The sequence below is a fragment of the Xanthobacter lutulentifluminis genome, assembly GCF_043194675.2.
Classification (GTDB): domain Bacteria; phylum Pseudomonadota; class Alphaproteobacteria; order Rhizobiales; family Xanthobacteraceae; genus Xanthobacter.
In genome coordinates this window covers 603,163-628,413 of the sequence record NZ_CM195525.1, presented here as the reverse complement: position 1 = coordinate 628,413, position 25,251 = coordinate 603,163, and the positions used below count along the sequence as shown (strand labels likewise).

The following is a 25,251-nucleotide window of genomic DNA, read 5'->3' as shown; positions in this document are numbered from 1 at the left end:
CCATGGTCGCGGTGCGGCCCGGCGACGCCGAGGCGGCGCTCGCCCGGCGCGACCGCTCGAAAAGCGTGGTGCTGGTGTTCGGTCCCGACACCGGGCTCGTGCATGAGCGGGCCGAGGGGCTCGTGCGGCGGTCCGTGCCTGACGCCCACGACCCGTTCGCGCTGGTGCGCCTGGAAGGCGACGAGCTCGCCTCCGATCCCCGCCGCCTCATCGACGAGACCTCCACCATCGGCCTGTTCGGCGGCGAGCGGGTGATCTGGGTGCGCGCCGGCGCGCGCAACATCGTGCCAGCGCTCCAGCCCGTGCTCGCCGGCCCGTGCGATGCGCTGGTGGTGGTGGAGGCCGGCGACCTGAAGAAGGGCGCGCCCCTGCGCTCCCTGTGCGAGAACGCCCCCAACGCCCTTGCCATCGCCTGCTATGCGGACAGCGAGCGCGACCTCGCCCGGCTGGTGGACACGATGATGGCCGAAGCCGGCCTCGCCATCGACCGCGATGCCCGCGAGCTTCTGGTGTCGCTCATCGGTGGTGACCGGCTCGCCTCGCGCGGGGAGATCGCCAAGCTCGCCCTTTATGCCGCCGGAACCGCGCGTGTCAGCCTGGACGATGTGCGCGCCATCGTCGGCGACGCCTCGGCGCTGGCGCTGGACGATGTGGTGGATGCCGCCCTCGCCGGCGAGACGCGCGATGCGCTCGCCGCCCTCGGCAAGGCGTTCGGCGCCGCCACAAGGCCGGATGCGGTGCTGGGCGCGCTGCTGCGGGCGCTGGCTTCGCTGCATCCCATGACGCTGGCGGTGGCGTCCGGCGCGAGCCCGGACCAAGTGGTCGGCTCGGCCCGGCCGCCGGTGCATTTCTCGCGCAAGCCGCGGCTGGAGAAGGCGTTGCGCGGGCTTGATCCCGACCGGTGCCTGAAGGCCATGCTGGCGGTGGACGAGGCGGTGCTGGCTGCCCGCCGCAATGCGCCGCTGGCCCCGGCCATCTGCGAGCGCGTGGTGCTTCAGGTGGCCCAGCAGGCCGCGCGGCGGCGCTGAGGCAGGGCGCGTCAGGCCGGCGCGCCGTCGGCCCTCAGAGCGCGGAAATGGCCCTTCATCTGCAGCCACGCCAGCGCCACCATGCCGGGAATGCCTGCCACCGAGGTGAGGATGAAGAACAAGGGCCAGCCCGACGCCTCGGCGATGGCGCCGCTGGAGGAGCCGAGCAGGGTGCGGCCCACCGCGGTGAGGGCGGTGAGCAGGGCGTATTGCGTCGCCGTGTGCTCGCGCGCGCCGCACAGGGCGGAGAGGTAGGCGACGAAGATCACCGTGCCGATGGCGCTGGTGAAGTTCTCCACCAGGATCACACCCGTCAGCACCGAGACGTTCGGCCCGGCGTAGGCCTGCAGGGTGAAGCCGAGGTTGGAGGTGATCTGCAGCAGCCCGGACACCCACAGGCAGGTGCCGAGCGGATGGGCGCGGGCGAGCCACGCCCCGGCGAAGCTGCCGGCGATGGTGCCGCCGAAGCCCACCACCTTCACGATCTCCACGTAGGTCGTCTTGCTGAAGCCGATATCCAGCACGAACGGGCCGGTGAGCACGCCGGCGAAAGCGTCGCAGAACTTGAACAGCATGACGAACAGCAGGATCGTCACCGCCTGGTCGCGGCGCAGGAACTCGCCGAAGGCGCCCACCGTGGTGTGCACCAGCCGGGCGCCCATGCTCTCGTCCGGCGCGCGCTCGGGCGCCTTCGGCTCGCGGGCGAACAGGGTGGCGAGCATGCCCACCGCCACGGTGCCGGCAGCGAGGGCATAGCCCCAGAACCAGCTGGTGGCGCGCGGCAGGCCGAGGCCGTCCTCCAGATAGGCCACGAGCGCGATCACGCCGGCGCCGGTGGCCAGCATGGCGATGCGATAGCCGGTGACGTAGCCGGCCATGCCGGCGGCCTGCTCGCTCGACGTATCGAGCCGCTCGACGCGGAAGGCGTCGACGGCGATGTCCTGGGTGGCGGAGGCGATGGTCACCGCCAGCGCGCAGGCGGCCACCGCGAACGGGGCGGTGGTCGGGTCCTGCAGCGCCAGCGCGGCGATGGCGGCCATCAGCACGATCTGGCAGGCGAGGAGCCAGCCCCGCCGCCGCCCGAGCAGGCGCGACAGCACCGGCACGTCGATGGCGTCCAGCACCGGCGCCCACAGGAATTTCAGCGTGTAGGGCAGGCCAACGAGGCTGAACAGGCCGATGGCCGTCAGCGTCACCCCCACGTCCTTCATCCACAGCGCGAGCGTGCCACCGGTGAGCGCCAGCGGCAGCCCGGAGGAGAAGCCGAGCAGGCTGACGGTGAGCACGTCGCGCCGGGTGTAGAGGGCGAGCGCATCCCTGAACGAGCGGCGCGCGGGCGCCGCGTCGGGGCGCAGGGTTTCGTCGGTCATGGCGTGGCGGTCCTTCTGCCCGGCGGGCCGGATCGGCTCTTATCCACCCCGACCGGTGAATGTGCCCCTACCAAGGCAGACGCGCGGGAACGCGCGCCGCCCTCGCCGCGCGGCGCGTCGTCAGGCCTGCGGATGGCTCCACAGGCCCTGCTCCACCTTGGACACGGCGATCACGGCCTGGGTGCGGCTCTCCACCCCGAGCTTCTGCAGGATGGCGGAGACGTGGGCCTTCACCGTCGCCTCGGAGACGGAGAGCTCATAGGCGATCTGCTTGTTCAGCCGCCCCTCCGACAGCATCATCAGCACCCGCACCTGCTGCGGCGTGAGGGTGGCGAGGCGGGCGATGATGGCGTCGGTCTCGGCATCCGACTTGCCGGGCGTGTTGAGATCCGGCGGGGTGAAGGTCTCGCCCGCGAGCACCTCGGCGATGGCATCGCGCATGTGGGCGACGGCCATGGTCTTGGGAATGAAGCCGGAGGCGCCGAGATCGATGCAGCGGCGGATGACCGCCGTCTCCTCGTTGCCGGAAACCACCACCACCGGAAGGCTGGTGTACTGGGCGCGCAGATAGATCAGGCCCGAGAAGCCACGGGCGCCGGGCATGGTCAGGTCCAGCAGGATGAGGTCGAATTCCTGGTCCCGTTCCAGGAGCGCCGTCAGGTCGTCGAAGGTGCCGACCTCCTCGATCACGGTGTCGGGCTGGCGGCCCAGCACCGCCTCGCGCAGCGCGCCGCGGAAGAGGGGGTGGTCGTCGGCAATCACAAGGCGCAGGCTGCTCCCGGCGTCTTCTCCCATGCTCCCTCCCGAAAGGTCGGCCCTTTTAGTCGCGGCAGCCTTGAACCTGCCACGAATCGGTTTCCCCGATCATCAATCCATGGCGAAGCCGTGACAAGCCGATCACGCGAAATGACCAATTGTTCCCGTGAACGCAAGAACGATCTCGCGCCGGTGCGGCCGCGCGCGGTGCTCGATGAGGTAGATGCCCTGCCAGGTTCCGAGCAGCGCCCGGCCGCCGCCGACCGGGACCGAGAGCGACGTGTCGCTGAGCAGCGTGCGCACGTGGGCCCGCATGTCGTCCGGTCCCTCGGTGTCGTGCACCCAGCCGAAATCGCGCGGCGCGAGGACGCGCAGGGCCGAGATGAGATCGGTGCGCACGTCCGGGTCGGCGTTCTCCTGGATGGTCAGCGAGGCCGAGGTGTGGCGGCAGAACACCGTCAGCAACCCGTCGCCGGCCTCGATCTGCGCGAGGAAGGCCGCGGCCTCGCCGGTGAGGTTGGTGAAGCCCTCGCCGGTCGTGTCCACGCTCAGGCGGGTCTCGGCATGGCGCACCTGCGCGGTGATGGTGGGCGGGGTGCGGCGGATGCGGGACATGGGGGCTCCTTGGCGCGCTTGCGTCCGGTCGGTGCCGCACGTACCAGTTTTCCCACCCGCCCGTCTCCCGCCCGTGGCGCCCGGCGCCCGCGGACCCCGCCCGAGGACCCCCCGCTCATGTCGAAGCTCGTTCTGGATGCCGCCGTCTTCTCGCCGGGGGCGATCGCGCCCGACACCCGCATGGTGAATGACGCCATCGTGAAGGCCATGCGCGCTGTCCCGGACCGCTGGGCGGTGCCGCTGGCGGAGATCCGCGCCTCGCGGCAATCCGGGCAGGGCGTGTTCCCGTTGCCGCCCGAGAGCCGGCGCGCCACCGATGAGACCATCCCCGGCCCGCGCGGCCCCGTGCCCGTGCGCATCTACCTGCCCGACGGCGCGCCGCGCGGCGTCTATCTGCACATTCACGGCGGCGGCTGGACGGTGGGCTCGGCCCGCGAGAACGACGGGCTGCTCGACCGCATCGCCGCCAACACCGGCCTCGCCGTGGTGTCGGTGGACTATGCGCTCGCCCCCGAGGTGCCCTATCCCGCCGGTCCCGACGACTGCGAGGCCGCCGCCCTCTGGCTTGTGAAGGAGGGCAAGGCGCGGTTCGGCACGGAGCGCTTCGCCATCGGTGGCGAATCGGGCGGGGCGACGCTGTCGGTCGCGACACTGGTGCGGCTGCGCGACCGGCACCGGATCACGCCTTTCTCGGCCGCCGTCCTCACCGCCGGCTGCTACGACCTGCGCCTCACCCCGTCCGCCCGCAACTGGGGCGACCTGCCGCTGGTGCTGAACACCCGCGACATCAATTTCTTCGTGGGCAACTACCTGCGGCTCGCCGGCAGCGCCGACGAGCCGGACGTGTCGCCGCTGCTCGCGAACCTGAAGGGCCTGCCGCCGGCCCTGTTCGGCGTGGGCACGCTGGATGCGCTGGTGGACGACACCCTGTTCATGGCCAATGCCTGGGTGGCGGCCGGAAACGCGGCGGAGCTGGATGTCTATCCCGGCGGCTGCCACGTCTTCATCGGCTTTCCCGGCACCATCACCGACACCGCGCTCCGGCGCATCGACGCCTTCCTCTCCGACTTCTGAGGCGGAGCGGCGTCACAGCCGCTCCTGTCCGCCGGGGCCGCGCATCTCGTCGATCAGGCCCTTGAGGCGGCGATAGACGCGCTCGGCATAGTCCAGCGCCCGGTCGAACTCTGAAGCCTCCGGCGAAGGCGCTGCGCCGGGGGCGGGCGGTGTGCCCGGAGCCGGCGGGACGGGAGGCAGGGACGGGCCCGCCGCCATCTGCCGCCGCAGGGTGTCGAGCTCGGCCGCGAGCCGCGCGATCTCCGCCTCATAGGCGTCGCGGGTGTCGGGCACCGCCTCGCAGGTGTAGCCGGCTGGCCGCTTGGCGCAGAGCGAGACGCGCCCGGTCTCGCGGTCGAGCTTCAGGGCGCCGCCCTCCACCGGGGCGAACGCGAAGCGCGGCGCCTGCACCTCTGCCGGCAGGCCCTGCGCCGAGGCGCCACCGGCCGGCCCCACGGCTGCGCCGAGGACGAGCAGCCCGCCCAGCGCCAGCTGGCGCGGATCTGCGATGCGACGGATCATGGTGGCCTCCCTCGTGCCGGTGCGGGGCTGCCCGGCACCTTCCCTTCAGATATGCCGCGCGATCCCGGCCGGAAGGGGGCGGGGCGGCTCACACGTCCGGACGGAACGCCGCGCGGCCGCTCGCGAGGGCGTCGTTCAAAAGGTCGATGCGGTCCTGGCCCCAGAACACTTCGCCGTCCAGCACATAGGAGGGGGCGCCGAACACGTCGGCGGCCAGCGCCCGCGCGCGGTTTTCGAGATAGATGGCCTCAGCCGCCGGCGCCTGTGCGGCGGCGACCAGCTCGGCGCCCGGCAGCCCGGTCTCGTCGGCGATGGCGGCCAGCACCTGTGGGTCGGCGAGGTTCTCCTGACGCTGCCACACGCCGGAGAAGATGCGGGGCAGCAGATCGTCCACCGAAAGACCGGCGGCGAGCGCGGCAATGACGGTGCGGTCCGCGAGCGCGCCGTCGAACGGCCAGAACGCGGGATGGACGTGCAAGTCCACGCCCCGCTTCACCCGCCAGCGCTGCAGCTCCAGGATGCGGTAGCGCTGGCGCTGGGGCGCGCGCTGCGCCAGCGGCAGCCCGCCGGTCTCCGCGAACACGGGCCCGAGCGACACCGGATGGATCGCCACGGACGCGCCATGGCGGCGCGCCACCTCCATGAACGGGGCATGGCCGAGGAAGGTCCACGGGCTGACGCAGGAAAAGAAGTAGTCGATGGTGCGGGGCATGGGGGCAACCGGGCGGGGCAGGGGGACGTGAGGGTGGGGGCGGCATCCTAGTCCGGGACCGGAGCGGATTGCACGCCCCGATGCGCCGCGCCGCCTGTCCCGAACGGCCGGTGGCCGGCGTCGACATGGGGGCAGCACGGCGCGTCTTCGGGCCATTGAGAATGCCGTGGCGCGGCAGAGGGCTGCGCGCCGCCCGCGGAGCCGACCGGACGCGCGGAGCACGGCGGGAAGCCTGTCGTCCCGCGTGCGGAAGGCGGGATCCCGGGCGGCCCCGATGGTGTTGTCCTCCGGCGTCGCGGACGGAAACCATTCCGGCGGCTTCGGCTTGACAGGGGCCGCGGCCGGGTTCCCTCTGGCTGCGGCGCGTGGCGACCTTGCGGAGGCATCATGGACGATGCGAGCCATGCGGAATTGCTGAGGATGCAGGCGGAGCTGGCCGGCTCGGCCGCGGCCCCGGGACATGGCACCGCCGCACCGGATGCGGTGGACGATCCGGCGGAGGCGCCGGAGGCCGGTCCGGCGCAGGGGCCGGGCTGCGGGGCCGGCGGCCTCGTCGGGCGGCTGTGCGTGGCGCTCGACGAGGTGCGGGGCAAGGTGCGTCGCCGTCCCCTCGCCGGCATGGCGGTGGCGCTGCTGGCCGGCGCGGTCGCCGGCCTGATTCTGGTTCCGCCGCCCCCGCGTCCGGACATTCGCAAGCCCGCCGCCGGCGAAAGGCCGCGCGCAGGAGGAAACGCTCGATGAACCTGGACCAGCTCTCGCGGCACCTGCGCATTCTTCTGCGCACCAACACCATCATCGCGGAGATCCACCTGCGCCACATGGTGTCGCGGGCGGGCCTGTTCGCCTTCGCGGCGCTGGTGGCGAGCTTCGGCGTGGTGATGCTGGGCGTTGCCCTGTTCCTCGCGCTGGAAGAGACCATGGGCGCCAAATGGGCGGCGGTGGTGGTGGGCGCCGGCGGGCTCGCGCTGGGGCTGATCGTGGCGGTCATCGGCGCCCGGCTGAAGCCCTCGCGGGAGCTGGACCTCGCCAATCAGGTCAACCAGTCGGCGCTCGATGCGGTGCAGGCGGACCTGCGCGCCACGGGCGCCTCGTTCTCGCAGTTCGCCTCGCTCGCCGCCGTCCCCAGCCTCGTCACGCCGGTGCTGACCCTGCTGCTGCGGCTGGTGCGCGGCCGGCCGCGGCAGGGCTGAGCGGCCTCAGGCCTTGCGGACCCAGCGGCCGTTCTCGTCCTGCTGCCAGTAGGTGAGGGCGTGGCCGCCGGTGGCCGCGAGCGCCTTGGCCTCCCGCCAGCGCTCGCGCGCCTGCGCCACCTGCTCGTCGTCCCGCCCGTCGAACAGATGCACCACCCGCACGTACGGCGCCGGATCGGCCAGCGGCACCGCATCCACCAGAAAGCGCACCTGCGCGCCGTTGGGGTTCGCCTCGCTGGTGGCCAGCAGCACCGGCTGGCGCTCGGGCTGGGGCTGGGTTTCCGTGCCGTGGGGCAGGAACGACGCCTCGGAATAGGTCCACAGGTGGGAATCAAGCGCGTCCCGCCGCTCCGCCGAGCCGCATTGCACAGCGCACCGCCAGCCGCGCTCCAGCGACTTCTCGAGGAGCGTCGGCAGCACCTGCTCCAGAGGGCGGCGCTCCAGGTGGTAGAAAAGAATTTCGGTCATCGCGCGCTGGACGGGGAGGAGAACACACCCCCTCCGCATCGTGGGGCGGGAGCCGGACGAGCATAACGCGTCCTGCCCCGGCGCGGCACATCAATCGCGTCGGCTCGGCACGTCTTCCGACGGTGGCGGAGGGGTCGATCGCTCAGGAGGCGGCGGGCGCCCGGGCGGGCTTCACCACGCCCACGTCCACCTGGATCTCGTTGCCCTCCACCCGCAGCTCGTAGGGATGGAGCGCATTGCGCACGAGGTGGGTGACGCACTTGCCGCTCACGGCATCGAAGCCCCAGGCATGATGCGGGCAGGTCATGGTCGCGCCATTGAAGGTGGCGTCGGTCAGCGGCACGTCGGCATGGGGGCAGCGGCCACGATAGGCCTTCAGCTCGCCGCCCTTGGGCCAGAGCAGCAGCACGCTCTTCTTGCCCGCCTGAAAGAGGCCCATGCCCCCTTCGCTCACGGCGTCGGTGTGACAGATGAAGGTGAAGGCCATCGCGTCCGCCCCTTGAACAGCACAGTTCGAGAGAGGCGGAAGCAAGTTGCGGACCAGCGCGAAGAATGCAGGCAAGGCCAGGGATTTCGCGCCTGGATTGTCGCAAAGGCGACGCCGGACCGTGCGAGCGCGCGGCAAACCGGCCAGCGGCCTCGACGCCGTCGCCCTCCGGCTTGACCGGAGGAAGGAGGGTGCGGATTGCACGGGCCGCGGAGCTTGGTGCCGCCGTCCGAATGCCGCCCTCCGGTCGTGCCGGAGGGCGGTAGCGAGAGAGATACGGGCGGCACAGGTGACGCCCTCGGCCTCAGCCCTCGTAGTGGTCCTTCACCAGCTGGTCGAGCAGGCGCACGCCCCAGCCCGAGCCCCAGCTCTTGTTGATGTCGGAGGCCGGCGAGGCCATGGCGGTGCCGGCGACGTCGAGGTGGGCCCAGGGCGTCTTCTCCACGAACCGCTGCAGGAACTGCGCGGCGGTGATGGAGCCGGCGTTGCGGCCGCCGGTGTTCTTCATGTCCGCGAACTTGGAATCGATGAGCTTGTCGTAGGCATCGCCCAGCGGCATGCGCCACACCCGCTCGCCGGTGGACTGCCCGGCCTCGGCGATGCGGCCGGCCAGCGTGTCGTCGTTGGAGAACAGGCCGGCATATTCCGAGCCCAGCGCCACCAGGATCGCGCCCGTGAGCGTGGCAAGGTCGATCATGAACTTCGGCTTGAAGCGGTCCTTCGCGTACCAGAGCACGTCAGAGAGGACGAGCCGGCCCTCGGCGTCGGTGTTGATGATCTCGATGGTCTGGCCCGACAGGGAGGTGACGATGTCGCCGGGGCGCTGGGCGGCGCCGTCGGGCATGTTCTCCACCAGGCCGATAAGGCCCACTGCGTTCACTTTCGCCTTGCGGGCGGCCAGCGCATACATGAGGCCGGTGACGCAGGCGGCACCGCCCATGTCGCCCTTCATGTCCTCCATGCCGGCGGCCGGCTTGATGGAGATGCCGCCGGTGTCGAAGGTCACGCCCTTGCCGATGAAGGCCACCGGCGGCTCGTCCTTGGGGCCGCCGTTCCAGCGCATGACGACGACACGGCTCTCCTTGATGGAGCCCTGGCCGACGCCGAGCAGAGCGCGCATGCCGATGTCGGCGAGCGCGGCATCGTCGAGGACTTCCACCTCCACACCCACGGATGAGAGATGCTCCTCGGCGCGGCGGGCGAACTCGGGCGGGTCGAGCACGTTGGAGGGCTCGTTCACGAGGTCGCGGGCGAACAGCACGCCGTCGCCCACCGCCTCACGCGCGGCAAAGGCGCGCTTGGTGCCGGCCTCGTCCGAGACCAGCAGCGTCACCGTGAGGGCGGCGCGCTCGGCATCGTCCTTCTTCTTCGTCTTGTAGCGGTCGAACGTGTAGCTGCGCAGGCGGATGCCGAGAGCCACCTCGGCCGCGGCCTCGGCGGAAACCTTCACGCCCGGCAAGTCCAGAACCACCGTCGCCTCCTTGGCGGAGGCGGGGATGCGGCCGGCGGCGACACCGCCCAGCTTCAGGAAGTCGGCCGGCTTCAGCTCACCCGCCTTGCCGACGGAGATCACCACGAGGCGCGGCGCATCGAGCCCGGCGGGGGCGAGCAGCTCCAGCGCGCCGAAGGCCTTGCCCTTGAAGCGCTCGGCATCGAAGGCGCGGGTCAGCGTGGCGTCGGCGCCCTTGACGATCTTCTGGGTCTGCGTCCCGAAGGCGAGGGTGTCGTCGGTGAGCACGATCACGACGCCCTTCGGCGCGGCGGTCAGCCTGGCGAACGAGACGGTGACGGGGTTGGACATCGGGCGCTCCGGGCGGGGAGGGAATCGGTCGGAACCCCATGTCTAGACCGGCCGGCGGCAGGGCGGAACCATCCTTGCCGTCGCGTCCGAGCTTGGGGTCAGGGCTTACATAGTCCCGCAGCGGGCGATGGGAAGGGGCGGGGCGCGGGGCGGCCCCGGAAAACCGGCGCGATCACCTGGATGGCGCAACAAAAAAGGGGGCGCGCGGCGCCCCCTTTCGCGTGTCCTGGAGCCGTGCGCGGGGCACGGCAACGCCTCACTCGGCGGCTTCGCCACCGGCGGCGGCGGCGGCCTTGTCGGCCTTCTCCTTGGCGCGCTCCTTGGCCTTCTCGCCGGGCTCGGCCTTCTTCGGGTTGTTCCTGGCCTCGCGCTTCAGCAGGCCGGCGGCGTCCAGGAAGCGGGCGACGCGGTCGGTGGGCTGGGCGCCCTTCTCGAGCCAGGCCTTGGCCTTCTCCACATCGAGCACCACGCGGGTCTCGGAATCCTTCGCCAGCAGCGGGTTGAAGGTGCCGATCTTCTCGATGAAGCGGCCATCGCGGGGGGCGCGGGCGTCGGCGATCACGATGCGGTAGTAGGGACGCTTCTTGGCGCCGCCGCGGGCGAGACGGATCTTGAGGGACATGGGTCTTTTTCCTTTTTAAACGAGAGACTTGATGTTTACGGGTTCGTGAGTTCAAAGCCGCGCTCCGGTCCCGCCCGCAAGGCGGAGGGGAGCGCGGAGCGGTTCGGCGCTACTTCTTCTTGCCGGGGCCTCCGAGGCCGGGGAGGCCCTTCGGCAGGCCGGGCAGGCCGCCGGGGAAATTGGGCGGCAGGCCGCCGCCCGGCAATCCGGGGAAATTCGGGGGCAGGCCGCCGGCACCGCCGCCGCCCTTGCCCATCTTCTCCGCCATCTCCTGCAGCATCTCGGGCGAGGGACCGCCGCCGCCGAAGCCCATCATGTTGGCAAGGCCGGCCAGCGGGCCGCGCTTGCCGGCGGCGCCGCCCATGGCCTTCATCACGTCGGCCATCTGGCGGTGCATCTTCAGCAGGCGGTTGATCTCCTCCACCTTGGTGCCGGAGCCGGCGGCGATGCGGCGCTTGCGCGAGGCGTCGAGCAGCTTGGGCGCGCGGCGCTCCTTCGGCGTCATCGAGTTGATGATGGCCACCTGCCGCTTGAACACCTTGTCGTCGAGGTTGGCGGAGGCGATCTGGTTCTTCACCTTGGCGACGCCCGGCAGCATGCCCATGAGCCCGCCGAGCCCGCCCATCTTGGCCATCTGCTCCAGCTGGCCACGCAGGTCGTCAAGGTCGAAGGTGCCCTTGCGCATGCGCTCGGCGGTGATCTTCGCCTTCTCGATGTCGATGGCCTCGGCGGCCTTCTCCACCAGCGCGACCACATCGCCCATGCCGAGGATGCGGCCAGCCACGCGATGGGGATCGAAGTCCTCCAGCGCGTCCATCTTCTCGCCGGTGCCGAGCAGCTTGATGGGCTTGCCGGTGACCGCGCGCATGGATAGCGCCGCGCCGCCGCGGCCGTCGCCGTCGGCGCGGGTGAGCACGATGCCGGTGAGGCCGACGCGGCCATCGAACGCCTTGGCGGTGTTCACCGCGTCCTGGCCGGTGAGGCTGTCGGCGACGAGCAGCACCTCGTGCGGGTTGGTGGCGGCCTTCACCTCGGCCACCTCGGCCATCAGCGCTTCATCGAGCGTCACGCGGCCGGCGGTGTCGAGCATCACTACGTCGTAGCCGCCGAGCTTCGCCGCCTCGATGGCGCGCTTGGCGATCTGCACCGCGGACTGGCCGGCGACGATGGGAAGGGTCGCGACCTCCACCTGCTTGCCGAGGGTGGCGAGCTGCTCCATGGCCGCCGGGCGGCGGGTGTCGAGGGAGGCCATCAGCACGCGGCGCTTGCCGCGTTCGGTGAGGCGCTTGGCGATCTTGGCGGTGGAGGTGGTCTTGCCCGAGCCCTGCAGGCCGACCATCAGGATCGGCACCGGGGCGGGGGCGTTCAGGTCGATGGGGTCGGCGTCGGAGCCCAGCGTCGCCACGAGCTCGTCGTGGACGATCTTCACCACCATCTGGCCGGGGGTGACGGACTTGATGACCTCGACGCCCACGGCGCGGTTCTTCACCCGGTCGGTGAAGGAGCGCACCACGTCGAGCGCCACGTCCGCCTCGATCAGCGCCCGGCGCACCTCGCGCATGGCCTCGCCGACGTCGGCCTCGGTGAGAGCGCCGCGCCGCTTCAGCTTGTCGAGAATGCCGCCAAGGCGGTCGGAAAGGTTATCGAACATGGGCGTCCATGTGGTTGGGTCTCACGCCGGACACGCCACGCCTCGCCGCCGCGCGCGGTCCCGGAACCAAGGCCCCGGAAGCCAACGCAAAGCACGCCCGAGGGCGCACAGCGCTGTCGGGCGGTGACCTCCGGACCCTCGGTCCGGTCGGCGGATCGGCATGGCCGTCCTTGTGAAGGGTGAGGCTGTTAGCAGGTTTGGGCCCGTGAGGCAAATGCGGCCCGGGACCGCCTCAGGTCCGGATCGCCGCGCCGGCAAGCGCCACCGCGAGGAAGGCGAGCCACAAAGCGGCCGCGCGACGATAGAGCAGGGGCGTCGTGGCACGGCCCCGATTGAGCATGGCGCCTCCGCCAGCCCAGATCAGCGCCACCCCCAGGATGGAGGCGGCGAACAACCCGAGATGGAGCGGGAATTCCGGCGCCGTGCCGCGCGGCAGCAGGGTGAGGCCGATGATGAGCCCCTTCGGATTGAGCAGCGTGGTGACAAACACGCGCCGCGCCGTCACCGCCCCGCCGGCTGCCTCCGTCGTGCGGATCCGCCACAGCCCGACAGCAAGGAAGGCCACCCACGCCGCCGCGGCGAGCTTGACCGCGCTGGCGACCAGCGGCTCGCGGGCGAGGAACTCGGTGCCGAGCACGGCGAGGGGAACCGTCACCAGCAGATAGGCCGCGATCTCCGCCGGCATCAGCCGCACGGACCGCGCCAGCCCCGACGACGCGCCGGAGAGGGCGAGCAGGGTGTTGGTGGGCCCAGGGGTCAGCAGCAGCGCCCATATGGCGACGAGGAAGGCGAGCGTTCCCATGGACGATTGTGCCCCGTGATACGGTGCGTGGAATGTGGACTTCGGCATCCGGAGGACCCGACGGCCCCGCAGACTTTCCCCGGCGCCGAACACTAGGCGCCGGCGGGGGCGCCGCAAACCGCAAGCGGTGTCGCATGGGGATATCCCTTAGGCGCGGGAGCTGTTGCAGGCATAGTGATCGGCGCGCACCCCGCGCGCCCGCCGGATACCGGCACGGGAGGACGCATGCCTGACACAGCCACGCCCGCCACGCCGCCCGCTTCCCCGCAGGTGGTTCCGTTCCCGCCCGGCTTCCGCACCGAGGAGATCGCTGCCAACGGCACCACCCTCCACGTCCGCGTCGGCGGCAGCGGCCCGGCGGTGCTCCTGCTGCACGGCTATGGCGAGACCGGCGACATGTGGGGCGCGCTGGCCGCGGCTCTGGCGCCGGACCACACGGTGGTGGTGCCTGATCTCAGGGGCATGGGCCTCTCGGCGAAGCCCGCGGGCGGCTATGACAAGAAGACCCAGGCCGGCGACGTCGCCGGGGTGCTGGACGCGCTGAAGATCGACAGGGTGGCGCTCGTCACCCACGACATCGGCAACATGGTGGGGTTTGCCTTCGCCGCCCTGCATCGCGACCGCGTGACCAGGTTCGCCCTCATCGACGCGCCCCTGCCGGGCGTGGGCCCCTGGGACGAGATCCTGAAGAACCCGCTGCTCTGGCACTTCCGCTTCGGTGGGCCGGACATGGAGCGGCTGGTGGCGGGGCGCGAGCGCATCTACCTCGACCGCTTCTGGAACGAGTTCTCCGCCGATCCGAGCCACTTTTCCGAGGCGGCGCGGGAGCATTACGCGGCGCTCTACGCCCAGCCGGGCGCCATGCGGGCGGGCTTCGCGCAGTTCGCGGCATTCGATCAGGATGCGGCCGACAATGCGGCCTTCCTGGCGCAGGGCAAGCTCTCCATGCCGGTGCTGGCGCTGGGCGGAGAAAAGTCATTCGGCCTCGCCATGGCCGAGGTCATGCGGTTCGCCGCCACCGATGTGCGCGGTGATGTGGTGCCGGGCAGCGGGCACTGGATCATGGAGGAAAATCCGGCCGCGACCATCGCGCTGGTCCGCGCTTTCCTGGAAGCAGGGTGAAAACGCCCGCCTCGCGCTCTTCGACCGGTGCCGTTGCCCGCGGGCCAAAAAGGCCCTCGCGCGTTGCCCGCGGCCGTGCCCGGCGCTAGCCTGCGATGCGGCCGAGCTTCAGCCCCGGCTCATCATCGGAGGCACCCTTGCCGAGCACCCACGACAGCAGCGCGGGCGCCGTGTCCGCCTCTCCGGGCCTTGATCGCCGCACGCTCATGGGCGGGGCAGCCGCCGTCGCGCTTGGCCCGGCGGCGGGCGCCGGCGCCGCGGAGCGTGGGGCCACGGCGGGAGGGCAGGGAGGACCCATGCGCAAGATTGCCCTCGAGGAGCACTTCACCACGCCGGAGCTTTCCCGCCGCTACGTCGCGCGGCCGACCCGCAGCGACGCCCTGTTCGCCGACATCGAGCGCCGCCTCGCCGATTTCGACGCCCTGCGCCTCGAGGCCATGGACCGCGCCGGGATCGCCCTCGCTGTGCTCTCGGTGACGACGCCGGGGGTGCAGGCGGAGAAGGATGCGGCCACCGCCACCCGTCTCGCCCGGGAGGCCAACGATGTCCTCGCCGCCGAGGTGGCGCGCCAGCCCAAGCGCTATGCCGGCTTCGCCCATCTGGCGCTGCAGGACCCGGCCGGCGCCGCCGACGAGCTGGAGCGCTGCGTGCGCCAGCTGGGCTTCAGGGGCGCCCTCATCAACGGCCAGACCAACGGCACCTATCTGGACGCCGACAGCTGCCTGCCGTTCTGGGAGCGGGTGTCGGCCCTCGACGTGCCGGTCTATCTGCATCCCGGCCAGATGGCCGATGCCCCCGCCATGTTCGCCGGCCGGCCGGAGCTCGACGGCGCGGTGTGGGCCTGGACCGCGGACACCGCCACCCACGCGCTGCGGCTGGTGTTCGGCGGCACCTTCACGCGCTTTCCCAATCTCAAGGTCATCCTCGGCCACATGGGCGAGACGCTGCCCTACCTGCTGTGGCGGCTCGACAGCCGCTGGGCCTGCACGCTCGGGCGGGATCTGGCTCCGGAAGAGAAGCCTTCCGCCATCTTCCGCCGCCACTTCGCCATCACCACCTCGGGCGTGTGCGACCCGTCCGCGCTCGCCGACGCCATCGCCGCGGTGGGTGAGGACGCGGTGATGTTCTCGGTGGACTATCCCTATGAGGACACGCAGGTGGCCGCCGGCTTCATCGACACCGCCCCGATGAGCGAGGCGGTGCGCGCCAAGATGTGCCACGCCAACGCCGAGCGCATCCTGAAGCTCTAGCCGCGCGGCGCGCCCCTCCCGCCCCGGCGGCCGCCGTGCTAGAGCGTCTTGGAACCCGCCGCGCGCCGGGACGTGCGGGGCGCCGGGCTTGAGGAGAAGGCCATGTCCGAGAACAACGAGCTCACACGCTTCTTCGGCGGCTCCCCCGCCTGGGTGCTGGTGCGCCTCGTGCTGCTCTCGGTGGTGGTGGGCGTCATCCTCGCCGCGCTGGGGCTCGACCCGCGCAACATCCTCACCAGCCTGGAGCGGCTGGTGCGCAGCCTGTTCTCCTTCGGCTTCGAGGCGGTGGAGAACCTGTGGCGCTACTTCCTGCTCGGCGCGGTGATCGTGGTGCCGCTGTGGCTCATCATGCGGCTGTTCGGCCGGCGCTGATCCGGCCATGACACAGGCTTCGGGGGTGCCGGAGGTCACGCACCGGCGCGTGCTGGCCATCGCCCTGCCCATGACGGTGGCGCACCTCACCACGCCGCTGCTGGGCGTGGTGGATGCGGCCGTGGTGGGGCGGCTGGGCGATGCGGCGCTGCTGGGCGGCGTTGCGCTGGCCGCCGTCATCTTCGACATGCTGTTCTGGATCTTCGGCTTCCTGCGGATGGGCACGGTCGGGCTCGCGGCGCAGGCGCTGGGGCGCAGCGACGGCACGGAACAGCGCGCCGTTCTCGCCCGCGCGCTGCTGCTGGCGCTGGCGCTCGGCCTTGCGCTGGTGCTGCTGCAGGCGCCCATCGCCCGGCTGGCCCTCACGCTTGCCGGCGCGAGCCCGGCCGTGGACCGGGCCGTCGGCGACTATTATGCCGTGCGCATCTATGCGGCGCCCTTCACCCTCGCCAATTACGTCGTGCTGGGCTGGCTCGTGGGGCTCGGCCGCACCGGCCGGGCGCTGGCCCTGCAGGTGGGGATGAACGTCCTCAACATGGCGCTCAGCGCCGCCCTCGTCCTCGGCGCCGGCTGGGGCGTCGCGGGCGCGGCGGCGGGCACGCTCGCGGCCGAGATGGCGGGCGCTGCTGCGGGCGTGGTGCTGTGCGTGCGGATGCTGGGCGGCAGCCTCGCGGTGCCGCGCGCCGTGCTGCTCGACCGCAGCCGGCTGACCGAGGCGTTCCAGCTCAACCGCGACATCATGATCCGCACCGCGGCGCTGATGTTCGCCTTCTCCTTCTTCGCCGCACAGGGGGCGCGGGCGGGCGACGTGACGCTGGCCGCCAACGCGATCCTCAACAACATGGTGCTGGTGGCCGCCTATTTCCTCGACGGCTTCGCCACCGCCGCGGAGCAGATCTGCGGCGCGGCCGTGGGCGCGCGCCGGCGGGGCGCCTTCAACGCGGGGGTGCGGCTCTCGCTCGGGTGGGGGTTCGGCTTCGCGCTCTGCGCCTGCGCCCTCTATCTCGTCGCCGGGCCGGCCATCGTGGACGCCATGACCACCAGCCCCGAGGTTCGCGCCGCGGCGCGCGACTTCCTCGTCTACGCCGCGCTTCTGCCGGTGGCGGGCGTCGCGGCCTATGCGTTCGACGGGGTCTATATCGGCGCGCTCTGGTCGCGCGACATGCGCAACCTGATGCTGGCCGCGCTGGCGGTCTATCTGGCGGCGTGGTGGGCGCTGCGGGGGCTCGGCAACGACGGCCTGTGGCTCGCGCTGCTCGCCTTCCTGCTCGCTCGCGGCGGGCTCCAGGCCCTGCGCCTGCCGGCGCTGGAGCGGCGCACTTTCCCGGCCTGAGGGTCAGGCGAGGTCGGGGAACAGGTGCGCGCCGTCGGCGCCACGCGGCAGCACGCGCACCCAGCGCACCGCCGACAACGGCAGCGGCCCGTAGAGATGGGGAAACAGGTCACCCCCGCGGGAGGGCTCCCACCGCAACGCCGCACCCAGCGGCGCCACGGCGACCGCCACCAGCTTCAGCCCGTCCTGACCGGCGAAGTGCCGGGCGGCGGTCTCGCGCACCTGCGCCGCGGTGGAGAAGTGGATGAAGCCGTCCTGGTGATCCACCGGCGCGCCGGCGAACAGTCCGGCGCGCTCCGCCTCGGCCCACAGGTCGGCGGGGCAGATCTTGAAGACGAGGTCTGGGGCGGTCATGGCGGGCTCCGGAGCGTGGCTGGCCGCCGTCCTAGCGTCACGCGAACGAAACGGCAACCCGATGCGTCCCATGGTTGCATGCGGACTGTTTTCCTGTACAAATAGGGAACAAATTCTTATGGTGCGCCGTGTGCGCGGCCCGCCGGTGCGGAGGCGCATCTCGGGACAGGCAATGCGGGCGGGGAGCGCGAGGTGCCATGCTCACTCATGGAGAGGTCTGGCGCGCGATCGATCATCTCGCCGAGCAGCACGGCCTGTCCACGTCCGCGCTGGCGCGCCGGGCCGGGCTGGACCCCACCACCTTCAACCGCTCCAAGCGCATCACCACGGACGGACGGCTGCGCTGGCCCTCCACGGAGAGCATCGCCAAGGCGCTGGCCGCCACCGGCACCAGCGTGGAGGACTTCTTCGGCCTGTTCGCCACGGCGCGACCGGCCCACGACGCGCCCGGCTTCGCCGAGGACCCCGGCGCGACCCACGTGATCCCGCTGATCGGCCTCGCCCAGGCCGGGTCCGGCGGCTATTTCGACGACGCCGGCTTTCCCGTGGGCAGCGGCTGGGACGAGATCAGCTTTCCCGGGGTGCGCGACATCCATGCCTATGCGCTGGAGATCGCCGGCGATTCCATGCAGCCGGTCTATCGCGACGGCGACATCGTGGTGGTCTCCCCCGCGGCCGAGCCCCGGCGCGGCGACCGGGTGGTGCTGAAGACGAAGGAGGGCGAGGTGCTCGCCAAGGAGCTGATGCGCAAGACCGCCCGCCAGGTGGAGCTGCGCTCCCTCAACCCCTCCCACGAGGACCGCCAGATTCCCCTCGACCAGGTGGAATGGCTGTTCCGCATCATCTGGGCGAGCCAGTAGACGCCAGGTTCATTGTGGATCGCAGCAATGGATTCTCAGAGGCAATCGGTGAGCAGTTGGATCAGCGGGATGGCAAGAACAACTGGCGAAAATGCGAATACCATCAAGGAGATGGCAGTCGTTCCTGACAGTTGTCCAAGAGTTAAATATCTCACGAGCCTGTTTGTCAGGGAATTATCCGTGAGTTCGGCGTGGTGGCTGATCCATTTGGAGACCCATCGCCAGCCGAGGGCCAACAGACAAATCCAAACCGTCCACGCTGCCGTAACCTGCACCGCGTTCCAAAGGGTTATGCCCGGGCTCCTGACCAAACGCCATCCGGCGCACTGCCCGGTGGTTGGCTCGAACACCTTGAGGAAGATGAGTGTCAGGAGCGTCACAATGAACATGGTCCATGCCGAGAACCGCAGGACCTTTCCCGTAAGCACCGGGTCAAACGGCGGTGGCGGCGCGGCGGCAGGCATGGCTTAGGAGATCCAGGGTTGTGGGCAATGACGCACCTTAGCCCAGAAGCGCCTCCAGCATCTCCAGCCGGTCGGCCTCGCCGGGCGGCTTGTCCCACCTCAGGCGGGCGATGCGGGGGAAGCGCATGGCGATGCCGGAGCGGTGGCGGGTGGAGCGGGCGAGCCCCTCGAACGCTACTTCCAGCACGAGGCCCGCCTCCTTCTCGTGCACCACCTCCCGCACCGGGCCGAAGCGGTTGACGGTGGAGCGGCGCACGAATGCGTCGATCTGCTTCAGCTCCTCGTCGGTGAAGCCGAAATAGGCCTTGCCCACCGGCACCAGCACATCCGCCCCGTCCTCGCCCTGCGTCCACACGCCAAAGGTGTAGTCCGAATAGAAGGACGAACGCTTGCCGTGGCCGCGCTGGGCATACATGAGCACGGCATCCACCGTGTGCGGGTCGCGCTTCCACTTCCACCACGGGCCCTTGGGACGGCCGGGCAGATAGGCGCTGTCGGCGCGCTTCATCATCACGCCTTCCACCGCGCCGGCATCCGGGCCGGCGCCGGCCGAGGCCGGATCGCGGCGCGCGGCGGCGAGGTCGTTCCAGGTGCTGAAGGGGACCATCGGCGAGATGTCGATGCGCCCCGGTCCCAGCCGCGCCACCAGCGCTTCCAGCCGCGCGCGCCGTGCCGTGAAGGGCAGATCGCGCAGGTCCTCGCCGTCCTCGGCCAGGAGGTCGTAGGCGCGGATATGGGCGGGGAACTCCGCCATCATCCGCACCGTGACCGTCTTGCGGTTCAGCCGCTGCTGCAGCACGTTGAAGGGCTCCACGCGCCCCTCGCGGACGATCAGCAGCTCCCCGTCCAGCGCTCCGTCGAAGGCGATGGCCTCGGCGAGATCGGGGAAGGCGCCGGAGATGTCCTCGCCGGTGCGCGAATAGAGCCGCACCATGCGCACGCCGTCCGGGCCGGTGCCCGCCGCCGCCTGCACGCGGATGCCGTCCCATTTCCACTCGGCGCGGAAATCCTCGGGCTGGAGCGCGGAGAAGTCCGCTTCCTCGATGGCATGGGCCAGCATCACCGGGCGGAACGGGGCGGGATTGGCCGAGACCGGGCGCGGCCCACGGCCCTCCACCCAGGCGAACAGCGTCTCATACGGCGGCTGAAGGCCGGGCCAGACCAGCTCCACGTCGTCGGCCGTCACCTCCGTGAGGCCGCCGCCGAGGCTGGCGACGGCGGTCTTGGCGAGGCGGGCGGAGGCGCCCACCCGCATGGCGCCGGTGATGAGCTTGAGGAGCGCCCAGCGCCCGGTCTCGTCCAGCCCGTCGAGCCAGTCGGCGAGATGCCGGGGCAAGGCGGTGCGCGAGAGAGTGGACAGTCCGTGGACGATCTCCGACAGGTCCGGCGCGTGGGCGGCGGCCCCTTCCGGCCGCGGCCACATGAGGGCGACTGTCTCCGAGAGGTCGCCCACGTAATCGTAGGACATCTCGAACAGCACCGGGTCCGACCGCTCCATGATGAGCGCGCGCACCAGCCCCGGCTTGGCATTGGCGAAGGAGAGGGCGCCGGTGAGGGCGGCCAGCGCATAGCCGCGCTCGGGATCGGGCGTCGAGCGGAAATAGTCCGCCATCAGCCGGATCTTGGCGTTGCGCCCGGCCTCGTAGGACATGCGGTCGAGCAGCGCGGCGAAGCGGTTCATGCCTCCCCCTCCGGGGCGGGCACCTCCGGGGGCGCCTCGGGGGCGGGAACGGCCGGCTCCTCGTCCTCCTCGCCATAGCCGACCATGTGGAGCGGGCGGGCACGCAACTGGCGGGTGGTCGCCCAGTGCACCAGCGCATCCTCCGCCCCGTGGGTGACCCACAGCTCCTCGCAGCCGGTGGCGCGGATGGTGGCGGTGAGGCCGTCCCAGTCCGCATGGTCGGAAACCACCAGCGGCAACTCGACGCCGCGCTGGCGGGCACGGGCGCGCACCCGCATCCAGCCCGAGGCGAAGCACGCCACCGGATCGGAGAAGCGGCGGGCCCACAGGTCGGTCATGGAAGAGGGCGGCGCCAGCACCACGGCGCCGGCGAAGGCGGCCTTGGGCGCGCCCTTCACCGGCCGGATGGGGCCGAGATCGCGCCCGCCGGCGACGTAATAGTCGGTGATGGCGGCGAGGGCGCCATGGATATAGAGCGGCGCATCGTGTCCGGCGGCGCGGATCAGCGCCATCATGCGCTGGGCCTTGCCGAGGGAATAGGCGCCGACGATGTGCGTGCGCTCCGGGAAGACGCGCACAGAGGCGAGCAGCTTGTCGGTCTCGCCGGCGGCGTCGGGATGGCGGAACACCGGCAGGCCGAAGGTGGCCTCGCTGACGAAGACGTGGCAGCGCACCGGCTCCAGCGGCGGGCAGGTGGGATCGGCGGCGTCCTTGTAGTCGCCCGACACCACGATCACGAGCCCGTCCTTCTCGATGCGCACCTGGGCCGAGCCGAGCACATGCCCCGCCGGATGCAGGCTGACGCGGACGCCGTTGATCTCCACCGTTTCCCCATACGCCAGCGCCTGCGTGGCGCCGGCGAAGGCGGGGCCGGAGCGGATGGCCATCAGGTCCAGCGTCTCGCGGGTGGCGAGCACGCTGGCATGGCCGGGCCGGGCATGGTCGGAATGGGCATGGGTGATGATCGCGCGCGGGACGACGCGCGTCGGGTCCACGTAGAAGTCGCCGATGGGGGAATAGAGCCCTTTCGGCGAGGGACAGAGCAGGTCTTCCGGGCGCATGTCTTTATCGGGCGGGTTCCAGCCTATATGGGATGCGCCGGATTGTTTCGCGAGGGACCCGTGGCCGCTTCCGCCTTCATCGCCTCTTCCGGCGATCCCGTGCTCGACCGCCGGCTCGACTGGGCGCGCGCTTTCCTGGAGGAGGGCGACGCGGCCGCCGCTGCCGAGCTGCTGGCGGAGACGGTGGCCGATGCCGCCCATTTCGCCGCCGGCTGGTTCCTGCTCGGGGAGGCGCGGCTGGCGCTCGCCGACACGGCGGGCGCGGCGGAGGCGTTCGGGCGGGCGCGGGCGCTCGATCCCGATGATGCGCTGGGAGCCGGGCTCCGGCTGGCCCGCCTCGGCGCGGCGCCGACGGGGGAGGCCATGTCGCCGGCCTATGTGCGCACCCTGTTCGACCAGTATGCCGACCGCTTCGACGCGGCCCTGCGTGGCAAGCTCGCCTATCGCGGGCCGGAGCTGCTGCACGATGCGGTGGCCCGCGCCTCGACCGCCCTCGGCCGGCCGTGCGCCTTCGCGGCCGGGCTGGACCTCGGCTGCGGCACCGGCCTTGCGGGCGTGCTGTTCCGCGACCGGGTTGAAAAGCTCGACGGGGTGGACCTCTCGCCGGCCATGCTGGCGAAGGCGGCCGCCCTCGGCCTCTACGCCCGGCTGGAGGAGGCGGAGCTCGGTTCCGCGCTCGCGGCCGCCGCCCCGGCCAGCCTCGACCTCATCATCGCAGCCGATACCCTGTGCTACGTGGCGGACCTCGCGCCGGTGTTCACCGAGGCCCGGCGGGTGCTGGCGCCGGGCGGCCTGTTCGCCTTCACCCTCGAGACCCATGACGGCGATGGCGTGCTGCTGCGCGACACCCTGCGCTATGCCCACGCCGCCGCGCTGGCGCGCGACCTCGCCGCAGCGGCCGGGCTTGCCGTGGTGCTGCTGGATGAGGCCTCCACCCGCTCGGAGAAGGGCGTGCCGGTGCCGGGGCTGGTCTGCGTGCTGGCCTGAGCGGCCTCATCTCACCGGCAGACAGAAGGGCTCGCCCTCGAACGCATCGGCGCCGCGGCCGATCGAATGGATGGCGGCGATCATCCGCCCGTCGCGCCGCAGCGCCGCATCCGCCAGGGCGACGATGCGCGGGTTGGGCGTGGCGGTGGGCGAGGCATGGCGCAGCCGCTGGGCCAGCTCCAGCTCGTCGCGGTCGGGCAGGAGAGCGCACAGCGTGGCATAGGCCGCCGCCGTGGAGCGGGAGATGCCGGCATAGCAGTGGATCACCAGCGGCGCCTCGCGCGGCCAGGCGCGCACGAACTCCAGCAGCTCGTTCATGTGCGCCTCTTCCGGCGTCACCATGCCCTCGATCTCGCTGACGATGTCGTTGATGCCGAGGAACAGGTGGTTGGTAGGGTCCACGTTGCTGGGCCGCGTGAACACCGTGCTGCCGTTGACGAGGGTGATGACGTGCCGCGCGCCGGTGGTCTCCACCGTCTCGTGCAGCTTGGCGAGCGAGCAGACATGAATCATGGCGCAAGCTCCTCGAACCGTTTCAGAAACCGTGCCTTCGCGGTTTCTGCCTCCCATGGGGTGAGATAGTCCTTTTCCTGCTCAGCGTCGAGCCGGGCGGGGCGGCCGAAGAAGGCCTGCGCCTCCGCCGCGGTGAAGCCAGCGAGGCGGGTTGCCTCGAAATAGGCGGCGGCCCGGTCGGCGGACTTGGCGATCTTCACCAGCGCCTCCGGCCACACCGGCGGCAGGGAGAAGCGGATGGAGATGGCGGCGAGCAGGCGCGCCTCCACGGCCTTGTAGTCGCCCCCCAGCACCGCCTTGAACGGGGAGATCATGTCGCCGATCACATATTCGGGCGCGTCGTGCAGCAGCACGCACAGGCGCCAGCGCCGGTCGAGATCCGGATGCGCGCGGCGCGACAGGCGCTCCACCAGCAGGCTGTGCTGGGCCACCGAGAAGATGTTGCCGCCTGAGGTCTGCCCGTTCCAGCGCGCCACCCGGGCGAGGCCGTGGGCGATGTCCTCGATCTCCACGTCGAGGGGGGAGGGGTCGAGCAGGTCCAGCCGCCGGCCGGACAGCATGCGCTGCCAGGCGCGGGGCGGCTGGGCCTTGCCGGGGCCGGCGGGCCGGGCGGGGGGCTGGCGCGCCGGGGCAGGGGAAGTGTCGTCGGTCACGAATCGCGTGCTCCGCTGGAGCGGGGAGGGTAAGCTGCCGCCCGTCCATCACAAGCTGCCCGTCGCAGGCGGACGGTATCGCCACCCCCGGATCGCCACAGCCCGAGCCCTGCCATGACCGAGACGTCGATCGCTCCCGCGCCCGCCCCGCAGGATGACCCCGCGCCCGTGCGCCCCACCCTGGCAGCCAGCGCGGCGGTGTTCCGCGGGCCGCTGGTGCTGCTGGCGCGTCGCGCCGCCAATCCCGGTGCCGGCCTGTGGAGCCTGCCGGGCGGGCGGGTGGAGGCGGGGGAGACGCTGGTGGAGGCGGCCGCCCGCGAGCTGATGGAAGAGGTGGGGGTAACGGCAGACATCGTCGGCCTGGCCGCGGCGCGGGACATCATCGTCCGCGACCGGGAGGGCGAGCTGAAGGCCCATTTCGTGGTGCTGGCCCATGCCGCCCGCTGGCGGGCGGGCGAGCCCATACCCGGCGCGGAGGCGGCGGAAGTGGGCTGGTTCCGTCCCAACGAGGTTGCCGGCCTGCCGACCACGGACGGGCTGGCCGACGTGGTGGCCGAGGCCGCCCGCCTCGTGCTGGAACAGCCTTGACCCAACGCGCCGCGGGCGGCAGGAGAAGGTGTCGAAACGGCATTCGCATGCGCATCCATCGTCTTCTTCTCGCCGGCGCCCTCGCCCTGAGCCTCGCCACGCCCGCCGCGGCCGCCGGTCCGGCGGAAGGGGCGCCGCCGCCCTATGACCCGGACCTGCTGCGTCTCGCCGAGATCCTCGGCGCGCTGCACTACCTGCGGCCCCTGTGCGGGGTGAGCGCCGAGGCCCAGCGCTGGCGCAACGAGATGCAGGCGCTGATCGACACCGAGCAGCCTTCCGACGCCCGCCGCGCCAAGATCATCTCCAGCTTCAACCGCGGCTATTCCAGCTATGCCGAGGTGTACCGCACCTGCACGCCGGCGGCCCGCGTGGCGGTGGACCGGCAGCTGGACGAGGGCTCGCGGCTCGCTCACGACATCGTGGTGCGCTACGGCGGAAATTGACGCCGCCGCGTTAACCTTTTGGTCAGAACTGGCCTGAACGGCGCCGCGCGGCGTGCTAGAGAATGCCGTGCGCCGCCCTGATTTTCCGCGGTGCGGAGGCCCTGCCGTGTCCACCTTTCCCACCCCCGCCATCGCGCTTCCCGAGATTGCCGACATGGCCGCTGACGATCGCCACGTGGCGCTCACCTATCTGAACGACGCCTGGGTGGAGGCGGTGCGCGAGGGGATCGAGGAAGACTGCCTGGTGCAGGCCGCCCTGTTCACGGCCCTGCGCAGCCTCGTCGCCACCTATGGCGAGAGCGCCAGCGCGGAATTCGTCACCCGCCTCGCCGAGCGCGTCGAGGCCGGCGAATACACGGTCGCCACCAGCACCCACTGAGCACCCCGCGCCCAATCTCGCCCCCGTCCCGACTTCCAGCGCCCAGACACGATCTCCCCTGCCGCCGCGCCGGACGACACCGGCGCGCGGAGGGGATGTCGTGCGTCGGAGTGG

General features: G+C 71.5%; 30 protein-coding genes. 13 read left to right on the top strand and 17 right to left on the bottom strand.

Annotated features, from left to right (window positions below; all coding sequences use genetic code 11):
* Positions 1–2 precede the first annotated feature (2 nt).
* Complete coding sequence (gene holA / locus V5F49_RS02815; RefSeq protein WP_394114689.1) at positions 3–1,028, top strand: DNA polymerase III subunit delta; 1,026 nt, start codon at positions 3–5, stop codon at positions 1,026–1,028.
* Between the two features lie 11 nt (positions 1,029–1,039).
* On the opposite strand, the gene V5F49_RS02810 is transcribed toward holA, so the two are convergent.
* From V5F49_RS02810 to V5F49_RS02800, 3 genes are all read right to left on the bottom strand, one after another.
* A complete protein-coding gene (locus V5F49_RS02810) occupies positions 1,040–2,398 on the bottom strand; it encodes an AmpG family muropeptide MFS transporter (protein ID WP_394114690.1) in 1,359 nt (452 codons plus the stop codon).
* Positions 2,399–2,518: 120 nt separating this feature from the next.
* The gene (locus V5F49_RS02805) at positions 2,519–3,193 is read right to left on the bottom strand and encodes a response regulator (RefSeq protein ID WP_394114691.1); all 675 of its coding nucleotides are present in this window, start codon (positions 3,191–3,193) and stop codon (positions 2,519–2,521) included.
* A gap of 102 nt (positions 3,194–3,295) precedes the next feature.
* A complete protein-coding gene (locus V5F49_RS02800; RefSeq protein WP_394114692.1) occupies positions 3,296–3,769 on the bottom strand; it encodes a secondary thiamine-phosphate synthase enzyme YjbQ in 474 nt (157 codons plus the stop codon).
* A gap of 117 nt (positions 3,770–3,886) precedes the next feature.
* On the opposite strand from V5F49_RS02800, the gene V5F49_RS02795 reads away from it, so the two are divergent.
* The gene (locus V5F49_RS02795) at positions 3,887–4,843 is read left to right on the top strand and encodes an alpha/beta hydrolase (RefSeq protein WP_394114693.1); all 957 of its coding nucleotides are present in this window, start codon (positions 3,887–3,889) and stop codon (positions 4,841–4,843) included.
* A 12-nt stretch (positions 4,844–4,855) separates the two neighbouring features.
* Here V5F49_RS02795 and V5F49_RS02790 read toward each other — a convergent pair whose 3' ends face one another.
* A complete protein-coding gene (locus tag V5F49_RS02790) occupies positions 4,856–5,344 on the bottom strand; it encodes a hypothetical protein (protein WP_394114694.1) in 489 nt (162 codons plus the stop codon).
* Between the two features lie 88 nt (positions 5,345–5,432).
* Positions 5,433–6,056 (bottom strand): 2-hydroxychromene-2-carboxylate isomerase, encoded by a 624-nt coding sequence (locus V5F49_RS02785; RefSeq protein ID WP_394114695.1) that lies wholly within the window; start codon positions 6,054–6,056, stop codon positions 5,433–5,435.
* 387 nt (positions 6,057–6,443) lie between these two features.
* Between V5F49_RS02785 and V5F49_RS02780 the strand changes: the two genes are divergently transcribed.
* Both V5F49_RS02780 and V5F49_RS02775 read left to right on the top strand, forming a co-directional pair.
* Positions 6,444–6,797, top strand: coding sequence for a hypothetical protein (locus tag V5F49_RS02780; protein WP_394114696.1), 354 nt, complete (start codon positions 6,444–6,446; stop codon positions 6,795–6,797).
* Positions 6,794–7,246, top strand: a complete 453-nt coding sequence (locus tag V5F49_RS02775) for a phage holin family protein (protein ID WP_394114697.1) — start codon at positions 6,794–6,796, stop codon at positions 7,244–7,246. Before V5F49_RS02780 ends, V5F49_RS02775 begins: the two co-directional genes overlap by 4 nt.
* 6 nt (positions 7,247–7,252) lie before the next feature.
* Here the strand turns inward: V5F49_RS02775 and V5F49_RS02770 are convergent, their stop codons facing one another.
* The 6 genes from V5F49_RS02770 to V5F49_RS02745 form a co-directional block, all read right to left on the bottom strand.
* Entirely contained in the window at positions 7,253–7,714 is a 462-nt protein-coding gene (locus V5F49_RS02770) for a DNA polymerase III subunit chi (protein WP_394114698.1), read from the bottom strand.
* A gap of 142 nt (positions 7,715–7,856) precedes the next feature.
* Positions 7,857–8,201 (bottom strand): Rieske 2Fe-2S domain-containing protein, encoded by a 345-nt coding sequence (locus V5F49_RS02765; RefSeq protein WP_394114699.1) that lies wholly within the window; start codon positions 8,199–8,201, stop codon positions 7,857–7,859.
* A 304-nt stretch (positions 8,202–8,505) separates the two neighbouring features.
* Positions 8,506–10,002, bottom strand: coding sequence for a leucyl aminopeptidase (locus tag V5F49_RS02760; protein ID WP_394114700.1), 1,497 nt, complete (start codon positions 10,000–10,002; stop codon positions 8,506–8,508).
* Positions 10,003–10,258: 256 nt separating this feature from the next.
* Positions 10,259–10,624 (bottom strand): 30S ribosomal protein S16, encoded by a 366-nt coding sequence (rpsP, locus tag V5F49_RS02755; protein WP_394114701.1) that lies wholly within the window; start codon positions 10,622–10,624, stop codon positions 10,259–10,261.
* A gap of 109 nt (positions 10,625–10,733) precedes the next feature.
* On the bottom strand, positions 10,734–12,275 hold the full coding sequence (gene ffh, locus V5F49_RS02750) for a signal recognition particle protein (RefSeq protein WP_394114702.1): 1,542 nt from the start codon (positions 12,273–12,275) through the stop codon (positions 10,734–10,736).
* Positions 12,276–12,507: 232 nt separating this feature from the next.
* Positions 12,508–13,077, bottom strand: a complete 570-nt coding sequence (locus tag V5F49_RS02745) for a hypothetical protein (RefSeq protein ID WP_394114703.1) — start codon at positions 13,075–13,077, stop codon at positions 12,508–12,510.
* Positions 13,078–13,302: 225 nt separating this feature from the next.
* On the opposite strand from V5F49_RS02745, the gene V5F49_RS02740 reads away from it, so the two are divergent.
* The 4 genes from V5F49_RS02740 to V5F49_RS02725 all read left to right on the top strand — a co-directional run bounded on the left by V5F49_RS02740 (position 13,303) and on the right by V5F49_RS02725 (position 17,154).
* On the top strand, positions 13,303–14,199 hold the full coding sequence (locus V5F49_RS02740) for an alpha/beta fold hydrolase (protein WP_394114704.1): 897 nt from the start codon (positions 13,303–13,305) through the stop codon (positions 14,197–14,199).
* A 296-nt stretch (positions 14,200–14,495) separates the two neighbouring features.
* Positions 14,496–15,449: an amidohydrolase family protein gene (locus tag V5F49_RS02735; RefSeq protein ID WP_394114705.1), complete on the top strand. Its 954-nt coding sequence runs from the start codon at positions 14,496–14,498 to the stop codon at positions 15,447–15,449.
* Between the two features lie 102 nt (positions 15,450–15,551).
* The gene (locus tag V5F49_RS02730; protein ID WP_394114706.1) at positions 15,552–15,821 is read left to right on the top strand and encodes a DUF6460 domain-containing protein; all 270 of its coding nucleotides are present in this window, start codon (positions 15,552–15,554) and stop codon (positions 15,819–15,821) included.
* A gap of 7 nt (positions 15,822–15,828) precedes the next feature.
* A complete protein-coding gene (locus V5F49_RS02725) occupies positions 15,829–17,154 on the top strand; it encodes an MATE family efflux transporter (protein ID WP_394114707.1) in 1,326 nt (441 codons plus the stop codon).
* Between the two features lie 3 nt (positions 17,155–17,157).
* On the opposite strand, the gene V5F49_RS02720 is transcribed toward V5F49_RS02725, so the two are convergent.
* A complete protein-coding gene (locus V5F49_RS02720; RefSeq protein ID WP_394114708.1) occupies positions 17,158–17,508 on the bottom strand; it encodes a DUF952 domain-containing protein in 351 nt (116 codons plus the stop codon).
* A gap of 197 nt (positions 17,509–17,705) precedes the next feature.
* On the opposite strand from V5F49_RS02720, the gene V5F49_RS02715 reads away from it, so the two are divergent.
* Complete coding sequence (locus tag V5F49_RS02715; RefSeq protein WP_394114709.1) at positions 17,706–18,368, top strand: S24 family peptidase; 663 nt, start codon at positions 17,706–17,708, stop codon at positions 18,366–18,368.
* A gap of 35 nt (positions 18,369–18,403) precedes the next feature.
* On the opposite strand, the gene V5F49_RS02710 is transcribed toward V5F49_RS02715, so the two are convergent.
* Genes V5F49_RS02710 through V5F49_RS02700 form a run of 3 tightly spaced genes read right to left on the bottom strand, consistent with a single transcriptional unit; the run spans position 18,404 to position 21,574 of the window.
* Positions 18,404–18,832: a hypothetical protein gene (locus tag V5F49_RS02710; protein ID WP_394114710.1), complete on the bottom strand. Its 429-nt coding sequence runs from the start codon at positions 18,830–18,832 to the stop codon at positions 18,404–18,406.
* A 37-nt stretch (positions 18,833–18,869) separates the two neighbouring features.
* Positions 18,870–20,513 carry a cisplatin damage response ATP-dependent DNA ligase gene (locus tag V5F49_RS02705; protein WP_394114711.1) on the bottom strand — a complete coding sequence of 548 codons (1,644 nt, stop codon included), beginning with the start codon at positions 20,511–20,513 and terminating at the stop codon, positions 18,870–18,872.
* Entirely contained in the window at positions 20,510–21,574 is a 1,065-nt protein-coding gene (locus V5F49_RS02700) for a ligase-associated DNA damage response exonuclease (protein WP_394114712.1), read from the bottom strand. Before V5F49_RS02700 ends, V5F49_RS02705 begins: the two co-directional genes overlap by 4 nt.
* 60 nt (positions 21,575–21,634) lie before the next feature.
* On the opposite strand from V5F49_RS02700, the gene V5F49_RS02695 reads away from it, so the two are divergent.
* Positions 21,635–22,561: a methyltransferase domain-containing protein gene (locus V5F49_RS02695; RefSeq protein WP_394114713.1), complete on the top strand. Its 927-nt coding sequence runs from the start codon at positions 21,635–21,637 to the stop codon at positions 22,559–22,561.
* Between the two features lie 6 nt (positions 22,562–22,567).
* Here V5F49_RS02695 and V5F49_RS02690 read toward each other — a convergent pair whose 3' ends face one another.
* The gene (locus tag V5F49_RS02690; protein ID WP_394114714.1) at positions 22,568–23,074 is read right to left on the bottom strand and encodes a tyrosine phosphatase family protein; all 507 of its coding nucleotides are present in this window, start codon (positions 23,072–23,074) and stop codon (positions 22,568–22,570) included.
* A complete protein-coding gene (locus V5F49_RS02685; RefSeq protein WP_394114900.1) occupies positions 23,071–23,634 on the bottom strand; it encodes an HD domain-containing protein in 564 nt (187 codons plus the stop codon). The genes V5F49_RS02690 and V5F49_RS02685 overlap by 4 nt, the downstream gene beginning before the upstream one ends.
* A 207-nt stretch (positions 23,635–23,841) precedes the next feature.
* Between V5F49_RS02685 and V5F49_RS02680 the strand changes: the two genes are divergently transcribed.
* From V5F49_RS02680 to V5F49_RS02670, 3 genes are all read left to right on the top strand, one after another.
* A complete protein-coding gene (locus V5F49_RS02680; RefSeq protein WP_394114715.1) occupies positions 23,842–24,315 on the top strand; it encodes an NUDIX hydrolase in 474 nt (157 codons plus the stop codon).
* 47 nt (positions 24,316–24,362) lie between these two features.
* Positions 24,363–24,758: a TIGR02301 family protein gene (locus V5F49_RS02675; RefSeq protein WP_394114716.1), complete on the top strand. Its 396-nt coding sequence runs from the start codon at positions 24,363–24,365 to the stop codon at positions 24,756–24,758.
* Between the two features lie 106 nt (positions 24,759–24,864).
* On the top strand, positions 24,865–25,137 hold the full coding sequence (locus tag V5F49_RS02670) for a hypothetical protein (RefSeq protein ID WP_394114717.1): 273 nt from the start codon (positions 24,865–24,867) through the stop codon (positions 25,135–25,137).
* The last annotated feature ends 114 nt before the right edge of the window (positions 25,138–25,251 follow it).